Below are 15336 nucleotides of genomic sequence, written 5' to 3'. Positions count from 1 at the left end.
GGACGGATGCACTGCGGTGTGCAGGGTGCTACCATGATGGTGCCTTGCCTTGCGTGGAATCGGTGTCAGCGGTTGAGCCAACACTTCTTGACCGGGAGCCCTACATTTCGTGAGGAACTGGTAGCCCTTCGGGGAAGCACGAACTCACGGTGCGGGCACCCACCTGCTTAGGCAGGTTCACCCGGCCGACCACGCAGGGCGGGGTTCGGCTGTGCCATTCGGCAGTGGAGGACCCAGATGCGCAAGATCGTCGCAGCACTACTCGTAGCAGCGCTCGCACTCACGCTCGTCGGTTGTGGCGGCGAGGAGGCCCCCGCCGAGGAGGAGGCTACCGAGACCGACGCGGCAACGCCCGCAGCGGACCCCGAAGAGGAAGTGGTCGCCGACAAGTCGGCGAACGACTCCGACCTCGCTCCGATGGCCTTCCCGTCCTTCACCACGACCGACACTCCGGCCGTGTTTACGGACAAGCTCGCAGCGGGCCGCCCGATGATGATCGTCTTCTACGACGACGGCCAGCAAGTCACAGCGACCGTGCTCGCGGAGATCGACGCGGTCATGGGCGAGTACCGGGGCCTCATCGACCTCGTCACCTTCAGCGTGGGCGCCGACAACAACAACCCGGCTACCCTCGGTGCGGTCACCTACGCCAGCGAACTCGGCGTAGCCAGCACTCCGTACATCATCATCGTGGACGGCGGCGGCTACATCACCTGGCGTTCCAGGGGTTACGCCGAGCAGAAGATCGTGCGGCGTGAGGTGGAGCGGGCAACCCGCTAACCGTGCGCGATCTGTTTGATGACGCAGCCGAGCGGCGCCTCGAAGAGGCTGCCCCACTCGCGGCGCGCATGCGCCCCCGCACCCTCGATGAGTTCGTCGGGCAGGCTGCCGCGCTCGGTCCCGGCACAGTGCTCCGGACGGCGATCGAGCTCGATGCGCTCTCGTCGCTCATCCTGTACGGTCCTGCGGGCACCGGTAAGACGAGCCTCGCCCGCATCATCGCGGGGATGACGCAGGCTCACGTGACCGAGCTCTCGGCGGTGAATGCTGGAGTGAAGGACGTTCGCGCCGTGATCGATCAGGCGCGGGAGCGGCTCAAGATGACGGGTCGCCGCACGGTGCTGTTCATCGACGAGATCCACCGGTTCAACAAGTCGCAGCAAGACGCGCTGCTGCACGCTGTGGAAGACCGCCTGGTGGTCCTCATCGGCGCCACCACCGAGAATCCGTTCTTCGAAGTGAACGCGCCTCTCATCAGCCGCTCGCGTATCGTCGAGTTCGGGCCGCTTGCCGATGACGACATCAGAACGATCGTAAGCCGTGCGCTGGAGGATGCCGAGCGAGGGCTCGGGGAGACGGTCTCGATCGAGCCGGAGGCGCTCGATCTGATCGTGACGCTTGCCGGCGGAGATGCACGTATCGCGCTCACCACGCTCGAACTCGCGGCACAGCTCGCCGGGATGACCCGCCAGGGCGGTGCGATAACCGCCGACGAGGTCACGCGCGCCACGGCAGTGCGCGCGGTGCCGTACGACAAGACCGGCGATGTGCACTACGACATCATCTCGGCGTTCATCAAATCGATGCGGGGGAGCGACCCCGATGCGGCGGTCTACTGGCTGGCACGCATGGTGCACGGTGGCGAGGACCCGAAGTTCATCGCCCGAAGGATGATGATCTTCGCCTCGGAGGACGTCGGCATGGCCGATTCCCGGGCGCTGCTGGTGGCTCACGCTGCGTTCAAGGCTGCCGAGTCGATCGGGTGGCCGGAGGCGCGCATCAACCTCGCGCATGCCGCGATCTACCTCGCGCTGGCCCCGAAGAGCAACGCGGCGTACCTCGCGATCGACGAGGCGCTGCGCGACGTCCGGGAGGGCGAGGGACGGCTCGTGCCCGACCACTTGCGGGATCGTCACCGCCCGGGCGCAGATGCCTACCCGGCGTACCAGTACCCGCACGACCATCCGGGTGCCCGTGTCGAGCAGCAGTACCTCCCCGACGGACTCGCCGGCCGCCGGTACTACCGTCCGAAGGCGGCAGACGACGGTAGTGAGAGCGTCCGTGAAGGCAGCGATCCCGATTCGTGCTGACCACGGCCTTTGCTACACTGAGCGGGTATCGTGCGGCAAGAATCGCAAGGGGGCTCGACGTGGACATCTCAGGCGCGCTCGGTATCGCCCTCACCGTCATCACGATCGTTCTCGTGATCGCGGCCATCTACGTGCTCCGCGTGCTGCTCAAGGCCGTGCAGCGGTTACTCGAGGCCGTCGAGGACGTTCGGAGTCGGCTTGTTCCGCTGCTCGACAAGGCGGACATCACGGTGGATGCGCTCAACGCCGAGTTGTTGCGCGTGGACGCGATCGTCACGCAGGCCGAGGAGGTCGGGGACGCGGTTTCCACGGCAACCGGCATCATCCGGGCACCTATCAACTCGCTCGCCAGTGGCGTCGCACGGGTCGCGCGGTCGTTCCGCAAGTCATGAAGCACTTGGTCGGGGCGCATGCCTCAAGGAGGACCCATGAGTAAGGACCGTGTCACGCTGGTCGTTCCGGCGCGCAGTGAGTACGCGCGGACCGTGCGGATGACGGCGGCGGAGCTTGCGGCGAGGCTCGGCATGTCTTACGACGAGGTGGACGACGTGCGGATGGCTGCCGAGGAGGCGTTCGTCTACGCGTGCGAGTGCGCGGGCGATCAGCCCGACGTGACGTTCGCCTTCATCCTTGATGACGGCGAGCTGCGAGTCGAGGTCGGCCCTCTGCCGGAATGCTGCACTCCCGAGGGCGGGCACACTACCTCCGGCAGCTACGCCGAGTTCATCCTGCAATCGGTGTGCGATGAGTTCGCCATCTCTCACGAGGCCGGTGCATGCACGCTCCGGCTCTGCCGCCGTGTCTCGTCGTCAGGAGACGACGTTGCCTAGGAGCGCCAAGCGACAGGAGCGGCGGCTCGTCTGGGACAAGGTCCGCACGCGCGAGCTGTTCATCCACTTCCACGAGCATGGTGATGAGGAGTCGCGGGACGAACTCATCACCATGTACCTGAACCTTGTGAAGTACCTTGCGAGCCGCTTTCGCAACCGGGGTGAGCCCATCGACGACCTCATCCAGGTCGGCACGATCGGCCTCATCAAGGCGATCGATCGCTTCGACACGGACCGCGAAGTGGAGTTCACGACGTACGCCACACCTACGATCGTGGGCGAGCTCAAGCGATACTTCCGCGATAAGGGCTGGGCGATCAAGGTGCCCCGCCGGCTCCAGGAGCTGTCGTTCAGGGTGAACCAGGCGGTGGACGCCCTCACGCAGCAGCTGCAGCGGTCCCCGACGATCATCGAGATAGCGGCGTACCTGCATGTCACAGCCGAAGACGTCCTCGCAGCGCTGGAGACGAGCGAGGCCTACAACTTCGTATCCCTTGAGAGCGACCGGAACGTAGACGGGAGCGACTCGTTCAGCATCCTCGAGTACATCGGCGAGGACGATCAGCTGATGGCGCTCGTTGACGACCGCACCACGCTTGCCGAAGCGCTCAAGTTCCTCGCTCCGCAGGAGCAGCGGGTACTGTACCTGCGGTTCTTCCAGGGGCTGACGCAGACGGAGATAGCCACGACGCTCGGTATCTCGCAGATGCAGGTGTCGCGGCTCCTGCGCAAGACGCTCCGCGTCCTGCGCGAGCACATCGTCATCGAGGAGGTCTGAGTGTCCACGTTGTTGCGCCACGAGCCGCGTGACCGGTGGCTGCAGGCCCTGATCGTGACCTGGGCCATCGTCGGCATCTGTCTGCTGCTTGCGGGAGCGGGGTGGCTCCTCGGCAGGGTGTCGAGCGCGCTCGTGCCGTTCCTGCTGGGCATCGTCATCGTATTCATGCTTCGCGCGCCTGTGGCCGCTCTTGAGCGACGCGGGATGAAGCGCGGCCTGGCGGTGGGTCTGTGCTACCTGATCGGTTTCGCAGTGCTCGGCGTAGCGCTCGGTTTCCTGGTTCCGACGCTCGTGGAGCAGGTGCGGCAGTTCATCGTCGCCTTCCCCGAGTACTACGAGAAGGCCAGCACCATGCTTCTGGACCTCGAGGGCCGATACCAGGCACTCATCGTGCCACCCTGGGTGGACGAGGCACTGGCGAACCTGCAGGACACCATCGCCGAGCAGTCCGCCCAGTGGTCGGCGACGCTCGCCAAAGAGGTCTTCAGCGCGGGCGGCTCGGCCGTTTCACTCCTTGCCAACTTCGTGCTCGCGCTCGTGGTCGGTTTCTGGATCCTCAAGGACCTACCGACGATCAACAAGGAGGCGGTGCTGCTCGCCGGCCCGCAGCGTCAGGAAGAAGCGAGCGTCGTCACGCACAAGGTGTCGCGGATTCTTGGCGGCTACCTGCGCGGGCAGCTGATCCTCTCCTCGGCTACCGCGGCTCTCGTCGCGATCGGTCTGTCGGTCGTTGGCGTGCCGTACTCTCTCGTGATCGGTCTGCTTGCCGGTGTCTTCAACGTCATCCCGTGGATCGGACCTACACTCACTGCGGTCATAGCCGTCATCGCCGCCGCCTTCGTGAGTCCGCTGCACATCGTGGGCGCACTCGTCGTGTGTCTCGGCGCGCAGCAGATCACCGAGATCTTCGTGCAGCCGCGGGTCATGTCCGAACAAGTCGACCTGCACCCGCTCCTGGTGATATTCTCGCTGCTCGCCGGTGGTACGCTCTTCGGCTTCCCGGGCCTCATACTCGCAATCCCGGTGGCAGCCATCGCTAAGGGCCTGTTCGTCTACTACTTCGAGAAGTACACCGACTCGAAGCTGTCCTCGGAGGACGGCGCGTTCTTCCGCACGTCGGACGACGCCGCCGAGTGCTCGACGGACGACACCTCCGAGTGCCCGACGGACGACACCTCCGAGTGCTCGACGGACGACCCGGAACCGCGCGCCACCGCCAACGATGATGTCAAGACCCCCGAGGAGAACGCCTAAGTGAAGTCCACCGACATCAGAGAGTCGTTCCTGTCTTACTTCGAGAGCAAGGGCGCCAAGCGCCTGCCGTCGAGCTCGCTCATTCCCGATGATCCGTCGCTGCTGCTCACCTCGGCCGGCATGGTGCAGTTCAAGCCGGTGTTTCTCGGCGCGCGCGACATCGGCGTGACGCGGGCGACCACCTGTCAGAAGTGCGCGCGGACGACGGACATCGACATCATCGGCACGACGGGCCGGCACCACAGCTTCTTCGAGATGCTCGGCAACTTCAGCTTCGGCGACTACTTCAAGAGCGAGGCGTGCGCCTGGGCGTACGAGTACTCCACGAGCGTGCTTGGCATGGATCCGGAGCGGCTGTGGTTCTCGATCTACGAGGACGACGATGAAGCCGAGGTCATCTGGCGCGATGAAGTAGGCGTGCGTGCCGATCGGATCGTCCGGATGGGGGCCAAGGACAACTTCTGGAGCGCTGGCCCCACCGGTCCGTGCGGGCCGTGCTCCGAGCTCTACTACGATCAGGGACCAGAGGTGGGCTGCGGCCTGGAATCGTGCGCGCCCGGCTGCGACTGCGACCGGTACGTGGAGTACTGGAACCTGGTGTTCATGCAGTACGACCGCGCCGAGGACGGCACGCTCACGCCACTGCCGAAGAAGAACATCGACACCGGCATGGGGCTCGAGCGCGTGGCCGCCATCATGCAGGGCGTGCACACCAACTTCGAGACCGATGATCTGCGCGTGCTGGTATCGGCCGCCGAGGACATCACGGGTGCGTTCCTGGGTTCGAGCGCGAAGACCGATGTCTCCCTTCGCATCCTCGCCGACCACGCGCGTGCCGTGGCGTTCCTGATCGCCGATGGCGTGCTGCCGTCCAACGAGGGCCGCGGGTACGTGCTGCGCAGGCTGCTCCGGAGGGCCATCCGTCACGGGCGGCTCCTGGGTGTGGAGGACGCATTCATGATGCGGCTCATCGACACCGTCATCGAGCGGTGGGGCGCACCGTACCCAGAACTCCTCGAGCACGCGGACCTCATCCGGGGCATCGTCGCTGCCGAGGAGGAACGCTTCGGCACGACGCTCAGGCAGGGACTCGCGTTCCTCGCGTCGGCCATCGAGCGCACGCGCTCGGAGGGGAGCAGCGTCCTCGACGGGAACGAGGCGTTCACGCTTCACGACACGTACGGCTTCCCGTATGAGCTCACGAGCGAGATCGCTGCTGAAGCGGGCCTCGAGGTCGATGGCGATACGTTCGCCGTCGCCATGGAGGCGCAGCGCGAGCGCGGACGCGCCGCGGTGAAGGACGACTCGTGGTCGACCATCGGCAGCGCGTTCGACGAGATCGCGCGCGGCGCGGAGCGCACCGAGTTCCTCGGCTATGGCGCCGATGAGGCCGACTCGGTGATCGTCGGCATCGTGGTCGCGGGGTCAGCGGTACAGATGGTGGAAGCCGGCATCGCCGCCGACATCGTCCTGGCAGCAACGCCGTTCTACGCCGAGCAAGGCGGCCAGGTGGGGGACTCAGGCATGATCGTCGCAGGCGGTTCAGCCTTCGTGGTGACCGACACTAAGTTCCCCGTCCCCGGAATCGTGGCGCATGTGGGGATGCTCGAGGCGGGCGCACTCGCGGTTGGCGATTCGGTGCACGCGGCGATCGATATGATGCGCAGGGAGCGCATTCGTCGCAACCATACTGCCACGCACATTCTCCACTGGGCGCTGCGCCGGATACTCGGCGATCACGTGCGGCAGTCCGGCTCTTACGTGGCGCCCGACCGGCTGCGCTTCGACTTCACGCACTTCGAGGCGGTCACTGCCGAGCAGCTGGGCCGCATCGAGGAGATGGCGAACCACAAGATCATGGAGAACCACCCGGTGCGCAACTACGAGACATCACTCACCACTGCTCGCGAGATGGGCGTTACCGCGCTGTTCGGCGAGAAGTACGGCGAGATCGTGCGCGTGCTCGAGGTCGGCAACTTCAGCAAGGAGCTGTGCGGCGGCACGCACGTGGGGCGCTCGAGTGAGATCGGGCTCGTGAAGATCACCTCCGAGGGTAGCGTGGGCGCCAACCTGCGCCGAATCGAGGCGGTCACCAGCTTTGATGCGCTCGTGTATCTGGATCGCGTGGAAGCCGAGCTTGTTGAGTCAGCCGCAGCGCTCAAGGTGGCACGGTTCGAGGTCGCCGATCGAGCCGCTACGCTCGTCAAGCGGGCGAAGGACCTTGAGAGTGCGGCTAGCCGTGCAAGGAGCGCGGCCTCAGGCTTCGACCCGTCAGCTGTCGCGACGTTCGATGTCGGCTATCAGCTTGCCATCGGCCGCGTTCCGTCTATGAACTCGCAGGAGCTTCGGCAGGCGGCCGACGCAGTCCGCACCCGTGCCGGTGAGGCGAGTGGTGTCGTGCTGGCTTCGGCCGACCCCGAGACGGGTGCCCCGCTCCTCATCGCGTCCGGCACCGCTTCGGCAGTGTCGAAGGGCTTCGACGCCGGTGCGATCATCCGGGCGATTGCGCCCCACATCAAGGGCGGCGGCGGTGGGCGTGCCGAGATGGCTCAGGCCGGAGGCAAGGACGCAGGCGGGATCGACGCCGCGCTTGCCGAGGCGAGACGCGTCTTGGGAGTGGAGTAGCGCCGATGCGAGCGCTGGGCCTCGACATCGGGTCCGTGCGAGTCGGCGTGGCGGTCTCCGACCCCGCGGGCGCGGTCGCGTCTCCGGTCACGGTGCTGGATGCGAGCGACCTCGACTCCGGGCGGCTTGCCCGGATCGTGGAGGACTATGAGGCGGAGATGCTGGTGGTCGGTCTGCCGTTGACGCTCGCTGGCGAGGAAGGCCCGCAGGCGGCGCTCGTACGTGATACTGCCGAGCGACTCGCGGCACGGCTCGGCCTGCCGCTTGCGTTCGCCGACGAGCGGAACTCGAGTGCGGAGGCGAAGCGGGCGATGCGGTCAGCGGGCATGAGCGACAAGCAGCAGCGCGGGATGGTCGACAAGGTGGCCGCCGCGCTCGTGCTCCAGTCGTGGCTGGATGCCGGACACGGACGGGCAGAGTCATGACCACTCTCCAGCAGTCGGACGGCGAGAGGGGAGTCCGCCGTCCCGACGCGCGCTCGCGACGCCGGACGCTCACCACGGTGGTCGGAATCGTGGTCGCTGTCGTCCTCGTCGGCATTCCGGTGTACGGCGTCTGGCAGCTCTTCGGCGTGCCCCATGTGGAGGTGACGCCCGGCGAGCCGGTGCAGCTGGAGATTCCGGCGGGCACGGACACGGGCGACATCGCCGGGATTCTTGAGAAAGCGGGAGTCATCGACAACGCGGCCATGTTCCGGGTGCGGGCGCGGCTGGACGGCGTGGACAGCGAGTTCCGGTCCGGCGTCTACGATCTCACCACCGGGATGGCCTACGAGGACGTGCGTGACGTGCTCGTCGCGGGACCGCCCATCGACTACGTCACCGTCACCATCCCCGAGGGCTTCACGGTCGAGCAGATCGCCACGCGCCTCGAGGAACAGGCGGGTGTCCCGGCCGCCGAGTTCATCTCGCTGGCGAAGGGCCAGGCGGCGGCATTCCAGCCGGCCCATCCGTACCTGGCCGACGCGTACGACGGTTCGCTCGAGGGCTACCTGTTCCCGAAGACCTACCGGATCATCCGGGGTTCGGCTCCGGCTGATGTGATCGAGCTCATGCTCGCGCAGTTCGACAAGGAGATCGCGCAGGTTGACCTCACGTATCCGTCGTCTCTCGGCATGTCGCTCCACGAGATCGTCACGGTCGCCTCGATGATCGAGCGGGAGGCGCGTCTGGCCGAGGAGCGTCCGCTGGTGAGCTCGGTCATCTACAACCGGCTTGCGATCGGGATGAAGCTGGAGATCGACGCCACGATCGAGTACGTGATCAAGAAGAACCGCCCGAGGTTGCTCAACAGCGACCTGGCGGTGGATAGCCCGTACAACACCTACCTGTACGCGGGGCTGCCGCCCGGCGCGATCGCGAGCCCCGGGCTTGCCTCGCTCGAGGCGGCGGCTGCGCCTGCACAGACCGACTACATCTACTACGTGCTCACCGGCGAGGACGGCTCCCACACCTTCTGCGTGACGTTCGAGGAGTTCCTGGTGGCGAAGGAGAAGTCGAGAGAGGTGACACCGTAGCGATCATGAGCGACCCCTCAGTCCGGGCCATCCATGTGCAGGGTGCCCGAAAGGCGTACAAGCCGATCGTCGGGGCACCGTCCCGGGATGCGGTTCGCGACGTTTCGATCAGCGTCGAGGCCGGCACCATCCACGGTCTGCTCGGCCCGAATGGCGCGGGCAAGACCACCACCTTGAAGATGCTGCTCGGCCTCGTCCGGCCCACTGCCGGGACATTCCGGATCCTCGGCGAGGATTCGACCCGCCCGGCAGGGCGCAGGGGCGTCGGCTTCATGCCCGAGCAGCCGTACTTCCCGCAGCATCTCACCGCGAACCACGCACTCAAGCTGTACGCACAGCTCTCGGGCGTGCCGAAGGATCAGATCGCGCCCCGGACGGCCGCGCTTCTCGAGCGGGTCGGGCTGGAGGGCCGCGATCGCACGACGCTCTCGACGTTTTCCCGCGGCATGCTCCAGCGCCTCGGCATCGCTCAGGCGCTCATCAACGAGCCTATGGTGGTGGTGCTCGACGAGCCGGCCTCAGGGCTCGATCCGGTTGGCCAGCGCGACGTGCGCAACTTGATGCTCTCACTCCGCGACTCCGGCGTGACCGTGCTGCTCTCCTCGCATCAGCTCTCCGAGGTGGAGGCCGTGTGCGACGAGGTGACGATCCTCAACGCGGGGCTTGTCGCCGCAGAGGGCGACCTCGACGCACTGCTGAACGTCGAGGGCCGCACGTCGATACGGGCCCGTGGGTTGAGCGACACCCTGCCTCCATCGCTGGAGAGGCTCGCGGGCAGCGTGGCCGCATCAGGCGGTCTGTGGGTGTTCTCGGTGGCCGACGATGCGGTGCGCGCCGCGGTTGACGCGGTGGACGACGCCGGCGGACGTGTGGAGTCCGTTTCGCCGATGCGCGACTCGCTCGAGGAGTACTTCTCCCGGCTGCTCGTGCAAACCGCCGAGGAGGTGGGCGCACGATGATGACGCGCATCTGGCCCATTGCGCTCGGCGTGGTCACCGACAGCCTTCGGAGGAAGGTCGTCTACGTCGTGCTCGTCTTCGCGGCACTGCTCGCATTCGCCATTCCTTCGCTGCCGGACTACGGCCTCGGGGTGGAGGCGGCGGTGTTCCGGGAGGTCGCGCTCGCGCTGTCATTCGTTACAGCACTTGTGGTCACGCTCTCACTCGCGGCGAATCGCATCCCCAGTGAGCTGGAGCGACGTACGATCTACAACGTCGTGGCAAAGAGCGTGAGCCGCTGGGAGTATCTCGTGGGCACATGGCTCGGCATCTTCATCGTCGCCGGTGGCGCGATGGCCGCATTCACCGTCATCGAGCAAGCCGTCGGTCTCATCACCTACGGCGAGCCGATGTGGCGGCTCTGGCAGGGGGCGCTCGCGATCTGGCTTGAGATGGGCGTGGTCGCGGCGTTTGCGGTGGCGATCTCGGCCGTGAGCGGGCCGGTGGTCGTGGTGACCGCCACGCTGACAGCGCTGTTCATCGGCCACTCACGGAGTACGCTTCTGGGAGGGGAGGGTGCGCTTGCACTGCAGCCCTTCATGCCGTCGCTCGACGCGTTCAACGTGGTGAATCCGGTCGCGCATGGCACAGGTGTACCTCCGCTCTACCTCCTGAGCATGGTGGTGGTCTTCGTTGGTCTGTCGGGGATATCGCTGCTCGTTGGCGGTCTGCTTCTGGCGCGAAGGGATCTGTGACGGTGACAGATCGGAGGACACTGCGGGCGGCAGCAGCTGCGATCGCGGTCTGTCTCGCACTGGCGCTGGGCGGACAGGCGCTTGCGGATGCTCTCGTACCGGACGCATCGGGCGCAGACACCGGACGCGCGGTCGGCAGTGCCGCGTCATCGTATCTCACGAGTCTCAAGAGGTACGCAGCATCGGCGCTGTGGAACCGGCTCGATCCGTTGATGCACGGCTACTACGCAGGCAAGACGCTACCCGAGCAGCGATACATGCTGAGCACGATCGCGCTGATCGAGGAGCTCGACCCGCAACTTGTGTTCGCCGTTCCGGTGGGTTGCTGGATTCTGCTAGAGAACGGCAGAGTCGGCGATGGCCTTGCCATGGCGGAGCGGGGCGTGGACGCCAACCCGAGCTCGGGCCTGCTGTTGAGCAACCTGGCGCAGCTGGAGTACCTGTACGGTGACGACCTCGTCGGGGCGGCGGAAACGGCTGAGCGCGCGCTCGGCGAAGATGTCGTGTGGACCGACCTGCACGAGAAGCATCAGTGGTATGGGATCTTAGGGGACATCTTTCGCCAGGCGGGACGCGACGACCTGGATGCGATCGTGCAGGATGAGCTCGTCCGCCTCGACATCGAGCTCGGTGACGAACTGAGCGCCGAAGAGCACGATCACGACAACGACGGCGTGCCCGATCACTAAAGGAGCGATGCATCCTGTTCCATCCCGACCACTACTACACCGACGTGCGCGCCATCGACCTCGACGCCCTGCGCGCCGAGGGAGTGAGGGCGCTGCTGCTCGACATCGACAACACGGTGTCACCCCACCACTCGGCCGAAGTGGTTCCGGGTATGCCCGAGTGGCTGGCTTCGCTGCCGAAGGCCGGATTCGGTGTCCGCTTCGTGTCGAACAACTGGCATGCGGATCTTGCCGACCGTGCCGCCGCTCTCGGCTTTCCTGCGGTAGGGAAGGCGAAGAAGCCGCTGCCGTTCGGGTTCCGTAGGGCGGCCCGCGAACTTGGCGTGCAGGTGAGCGAGTGCGCGGTCATCGGGGACCAGCTGTTCACCGACATCCTCGGCGGCAATCTCGCCGGAGCCGTCACGGTGCTCGTCGATCCGCTGACATCGGCCGACATGGCGCATACGCGTGTACTTCGGCGTATCGAGCGGGTCATAATGAGAAGACGTGCTCCCGAAGCGTAGCGCGCATCGCGGGGAGGAACCTGAGGGCTTGGAGATCAACGGACGCACGCGACCGACTGCGGTCATCGGCTGGCCGGTGGCCCAATCGTTGTCGCCCGCCATGCACAATGCCGCGTATCAGGCGCTCGGGCTCAACTGGGTGTGCCTGCCGCTTGCGGTCCCCGACCAGCGCGCACTCGTGTCGTTCGTCGAGGCAGCCCGGCGGCTGCCGTTCGTGGGCTTCAACGTCACGATGCCGTACAAGCAGGCAGTGGCGGAGTTGTGCGACGAGGTCGCAACGCTCGCGCAGATGGCTGGCGCCGTCAACACGGTGCACTGCGTGGACGGGCAGCTCATGGGCTACAACACCGATGGGCGCGGCATGCTCGAGTCGCTTGCCGACGACGCGGGTTTCGATCCGGCGGGCAAGGCCGTTGCGGTCATAGGCTCCGGCGGTGCGGCTGGGGCAGCGGTGACCGCTCTGATTCTTGCGAAGGCGGGCAGCCTCGCCCTCATCAACCGGGACACCGACCGCGCCGAGCAGCTCGTCGAGCGGGTGCGCGACCGGCTGCGCGGGATGTCAGTCGGCGTGCATCGCCTGGACGATTCGGCCGCCGAGGCGGTTCGCAATGCGGATCTGGTCATCAATGCAACGCCGGTCGGGATGGGCGCCGAAGACGCGAGTCCCGTGCCGCAGTCGTGGCTCCACGAAGGCCAGGTCGTGCTCGATATGGTCTACCGGCCCGGATCGACCGCGCTCGTGCGTGAGGCCGGTCAGGTTGGAGCGAAGGGCTTGAGCGGACTCGGGATGCTCGTGGCGCAGGGAGCTCTTGCCGTCGACATCTGGGCCGGGGCCGAGCGCGCACAGGTGCGAGCACCGCGCGACGTGATGCGTGCCGCTGCCGAGGCTGCGATGAACCAGGTCAACGCGCCGCGGGAGGACGAGGTATGAGCGCCGCCTCGGGCAAGCGGCTTGGCCGCGTTCTCGTCAACGCCGGGCTCATCACCGAGGACCAGCTCGGTCTTGCGCTTGCCGAGCCTTCGGGCAGGTCCCTGAGCGCCGTGCTCGTGGACCAGGGCATCGCTGACGAGATGACGATCGCCCGCTCGATCGCCGAGAACATGGGCCTGGCCTTCGTCGATATCGGCGCGGTCGATATCGATCCCACCGCGACGACGCTCCTGCAAGTCGATCTGGCTCGCCGGCACATCTGTCTGCCCATCAAGATCCAGGACGACGAGCTCGTGGTCGCCATGTCGGACCCGGCGAACATCTTCGCTATCGATGACCTGCGCATCGTCACGGGCTATGACATCCGCCCCGTTGTCGCACCGGAGAGCGACCTTCTGCAGGCGATCGATCGCTTTGCCACCATGCAGGAGAACGTCGACGACATGATGACCGGCGTCGAGAGCATCACCGCCACGGCAGGCGAGGACGAGGAGGGCGGGGCTGACGAGGAAGCGCCGGTCGCCAAGATCCTCAACCATGTGGTGACCGAGGCGATCAGGCAGGGCGCCGGTGACATCTACATCGAGCCCGGAGAGAACGACATCCGTGTTCGGTACCGCATCGACGGTGTGTGCCAGGAGGTCATGCGGAGCCCGAAGAAGATCCACCGGCAGCTCCTCAGCCGCCTGAAGATCCAGTGTGCGATGGACATCTCCGAAAGGCGCATCCCGCAGGACGGCCGTTTCGGCGTGATGCTCGACGGCAAGTCGGTCGACTTCCGCGTCGCCGTTCTGCCGACCGTCCAGGGCGAGATGTCGGTCATGCGGCTCCTGCGCAAGGACGCCATCATGATGTCGCTCGAGGATCTCGGCTTCCTCGAGCAGCCGATGCTGCGCATCCAGGAGGCGCTCGACAGGCCGTACGGCGCGCTGCTCGTCACCGGTCCGACGGGCTCAGGCAAGTCCACCACGCTCTATGCGGCGATCAACAAGACCACGAAGCCCACGGTGAACCTGATCACCGTGGAAGACCCCGTGGAGTATCGCCTCGAGGGTCTGTCACAGGTCCAGGTGCATGAGAAGGCCGGTCTCACCTTTCCGGCGGCGCTGCGCTCGATCCTTCGCCAGGACCCCGACGTGGTGATGATCGGCGAGATCCGTGACAAGGAGACGGCGACGATCGCCATCGAAGCCGCCCTTACCGGCCATCTGGTGCTCTCCACGCTGCACACCAACGACGCGCCCTCGGCGCTCACCCGACTTACCGAGATGGGTGTCGAGCCGTTCCTCTCGGCCTCGGCGATCAACTGCGTCCTCGCACAGCGCCTCGCGCGGCGGCTGTGCAAGGAGTGCAAGGAGAAATACACGCCGGACGAGGAGGCACTGCAGCGGATCGGTTTCCCGTATGAGCCGGGTCATCCGCCGCAGCTGTTCCGCGCTGTGGGCTGCAACAAGTGCAATAACATCGGCTACAAGGGCCGCATGGGCATCCACGAGGTCATGTCGATGACCGAGGAGATCGAGCGCGCGTGCGTCGAGCACGCCTCTGGCGACGAGATCGGTCGTATCGCCGTTCAACAGGGGATGCTGACCCTCCGTGATGACGGATTCGCGAAGGTCCTTGCGGGCACCACCTCGATCGAAGAGGTCATGCGGGTCGTCGTCTGACGCGTCCTACCTGCGTGTTCACGGTTGTTTCGGCATACCCGTCGTGAGAAACTGAAACCGTTCGCCCGAGGGGCCGGACGGCTGTCGTGCGCCATTACGACGGTCAGGGGGCCCATCGTGTCGCGTCTGATGGAGCGAGGAGACCATGGTAGATAAGGGCGTTGGCGACTACTTCATCAGTGACACAGACGACGAGTCGCTCGAGGACGATGACCTGCTCGGCGCTCCCGTCGTGGTTCCCGTGATCCCACAGCGAGCGACACAGCAGGTGCCGGCCGCGCCGGAGCCCGCTGCTCCTGCGCCCGCACCGGTGGCCGCGGCACCCGTCGCGGCCCAGCCCGCCTACGTGGCGCCCGCCTCGACGCCTCGTCCGCAGGTGGCCACTCGGCAGGCCACGCGTGAGCAGCTGCTCGCCGAGGCGCTCGACGATCTCATGCGCAACGACCCCGACATCCAGGCGTCGGCGCTCGTTAGCCTCGACGGTTTCACCATGGCTTCGGCGCTGCCTGCCGGTATGCAGGCCGACCGCGTCGGCGCCATGTCGGCTGCCATCCTGGGCCTGGGTGAGCGCGCGGCCGCAGAACTCGGCCGTGGGCATCTCTCGCAGGTCTTCATCGAGGGGGACACCGGCTACGTGCTGCTGATGGCTGCCGGTGAGCGCGCCGTTCTCACGGCGATGGCGGATCCCGCCGCCAAGCTCGGACTGGTGCTTTACGACATGAAGTCGGCTGCGGAGCGCATCAGTCAGATCCTTGGCTAA

At 66.3% G+C, this 15336-nt stretch carries 16 protein-coding genes and 1 other RNA gene; all 17 read left to right on the top strand.

Annotation, left to right across the window (positions count from 1 at the left end; all coding sequences use genetic code 11):
• Positions 1-38 precede the first annotated feature (38 nt).
• A non-coding RNA gene (gene ssrS / locus Q7W51_09550) (6S RNA) lies at positions 39-209 on the top strand.
• A gap of 28 nt (positions 210-237) precedes the next feature.
• Positions 238-780, top strand: coding sequence for a hypothetical protein (locus tag Q7W51_09545; GenBank protein ID MDO8848615.1), 543 nt, complete (start codon positions 238-240; stop codon positions 778-780).
• Positions 781-782: 2 nt separating this feature from the next.
• A complete protein-coding gene (locus Q7W51_09540) occupies positions 783-2090 on the top strand; it encodes a replication-associated recombination protein A (protein MDO8848614.1) in 1308 nt (435 codons plus the stop codon).
• Between the two features lie 59 nt (positions 2091-2149).
• A complete protein-coding gene (locus Q7W51_09535; protein MDO8848613.1) occupies positions 2150-2482 on the top strand; it encodes a hypothetical protein in 333 nt (110 codons plus the stop codon).
• A gap of 36 nt (positions 2483-2518) precedes the next feature.
• The gene (locus Q7W51_09530) at positions 2519-2920 is read left to right on the top strand and encodes an ATP-binding protein (protein MDO8848612.1); all 402 of its coding nucleotides are present in this window, start codon (positions 2519-2521) and stop codon (positions 2918-2920) included.
• Entirely contained in the window at positions 2913-3698 is a 786-nt protein-coding gene (locus Q7W51_09525; GenBank protein MDO8848611.1) for a SigB/SigF/SigG family RNA polymerase sigma factor, read from the top strand. The genes Q7W51_09530 and Q7W51_09525 overlap by 8 nt, the downstream gene beginning before the upstream one ends.
• The gene (locus Q7W51_09520) at positions 3699-4952 is read left to right on the top strand and encodes an AI-2E family transporter (GenBank protein ID MDO8848610.1); all 1254 of its coding nucleotides are present in this window, start codon (positions 3699-3701) and stop codon (positions 4950-4952) included.
• Positions 4953-7577, top strand: coding sequence for an alanine--tRNA ligase (alaS, locus tag Q7W51_09515; GenBank protein MDO8848609.1), 2625 nt, complete (start codon positions 4953-4955; stop codon positions 7575-7577).
• Between the two features lie 5 nt (positions 7578-7582).
• Positions 7583-8002, top strand: a complete 420-nt coding sequence (gene ruvX, locus Q7W51_09510) for a Holliday junction resolvase RuvX (protein ID MDO8848608.1) — start codon at positions 7583-7585, stop codon at positions 8000-8002.
• Positions 7999-9093, top strand: coding sequence for an endolytic transglycosylase MltG (gene mltG / locus Q7W51_09505; protein MDO8848607.1), 1095 nt, complete (start codon positions 7999-8001; stop codon positions 9091-9093). The genes ruvX and mltG overlap by 4 nt, the downstream gene beginning before the upstream one ends.
• 5 nt (positions 9094-9098) lie before the next feature.
• Positions 9099-10052 (top strand): ABC transporter ATP-binding protein, encoded by a 954-nt coding sequence (locus Q7W51_09500; GenBank protein MDO8848606.1) that lies wholly within the window; start codon positions 9099-9101, stop codon positions 10050-10052.
• Positions 10049-10786: a hypothetical protein gene (locus tag Q7W51_09495; GenBank protein MDO8848605.1), complete on the top strand. Its 738-nt coding sequence runs from the start codon at positions 10049-10051 to the stop codon at positions 10784-10786. Before Q7W51_09500 ends, Q7W51_09495 begins: the two co-directional genes overlap by 4 nt.
• Before the next feature lie 2 nt (positions 10787-10788).
• A complete protein-coding gene (locus Q7W51_09490; protein ID MDO8848604.1) occupies positions 10789-11475 on the top strand; it encodes a hypothetical protein in 687 nt (228 codons plus the stop codon).
• 14 nt (positions 11476-11489) lie between these two features.
• The gene (locus tag Q7W51_09485) at positions 11490-11978 is read left to right on the top strand and encodes a YqeG family HAD IIIA-type phosphatase (GenBank protein MDO8848603.1); all 489 of its coding nucleotides are present in this window, start codon (positions 11490-11492) and stop codon (positions 11976-11978) included.
• A 28-nt stretch (positions 11979-12006) separates the two neighbouring features.
• Entirely contained in the window at positions 12007-12909 is a 903-nt protein-coding gene (gene aroE / locus Q7W51_09480) for a shikimate dehydrogenase (GenBank protein ID MDO8848602.1), read from the top strand.
• Positions 12906-14576 carry an ATPase, T2SS/T4P/T4SS family gene (locus Q7W51_09475; protein MDO8848601.1) on the top strand — a complete coding sequence of 557 codons (1671 nt, stop codon included), beginning with the start codon at positions 12906-12908 and terminating at the stop codon, positions 14574-14576. Before aroE ends, Q7W51_09475 begins: the two co-directional genes overlap by 4 nt.
• A gap of 406 nt (positions 14577-14982) precedes the next feature.
• Positions 14983-15336 (top strand): roadblock/LC7 domain-containing protein, encoded by a 354-nt coding sequence (locus tag Q7W51_09470; protein MDO8848600.1) that lies wholly within the window; start codon positions 14983-14985, stop codon positions 15334-15336.

The sequence above is a fragment of the Coriobacteriia bacterium genome (genome assembly GCA_030652115.1).
In the GTDB taxonomy this organism is placed as follows: domain Bacteria; phylum Actinomycetota; class Coriobacteriia; order Anaerosomatales; family Anaerosomataceae; genus UBA6100.
This window is presented reverse-complemented; position numbering and strand designations above follow the sequence as displayed.

Excerpts from the sequence above, each read along its gene's own strand:
- Q7W51_09500 (MDO8848606.1), top strand. The coding sequence starts at position 9,099 with ATGAGCGACCCCTCAGTCCGGGCCATCCATGTGCAGGGTGCCCGAAAG.
- Q7W51_09475 (MDO8848601.1), top strand. The coding sequence starts at position 12,906 with ATGAGCGCCGCCTCGGGCAAGCGGCTTGGCCGCGTTCTCGTCAACGCC.
- mltG (MDO8848607.1), top strand. The coding sequence starts at position 7,999 with ATGACCACTCTCCAGCAGTCGGACGGCGAGAGGGGAGTCCGCCGTCCC.
- Q7W51_09495 (MDO8848605.1), top strand. The coding sequence starts at position 10,049 with ATGATGACGCGCATCTGGCCCATTGCGCTCGGCGTGGTCACCGACAGC.
- Q7W51_09530 (MDO8848612.1), top strand. The coding sequence starts at position 2,519 with ATGAGTAAGGACCGTGTCACGCTGGTCGTTCCGGCGCGCAGTGAGTAC.
- Q7W51_09545 (MDO8848615.1), top strand. The coding sequence starts at position 238 with ATGCGCAAGATCGTCGCAGCACTACTCGTAGCAGCGCTCGCACTCACG.
- ruvX (MDO8848608.1), top strand. The coding sequence starts at position 7,583 with ATGCGAGCGCTGGGCCTCGACATCGGGTCCGTGCGAGTCGGCGTGGCG.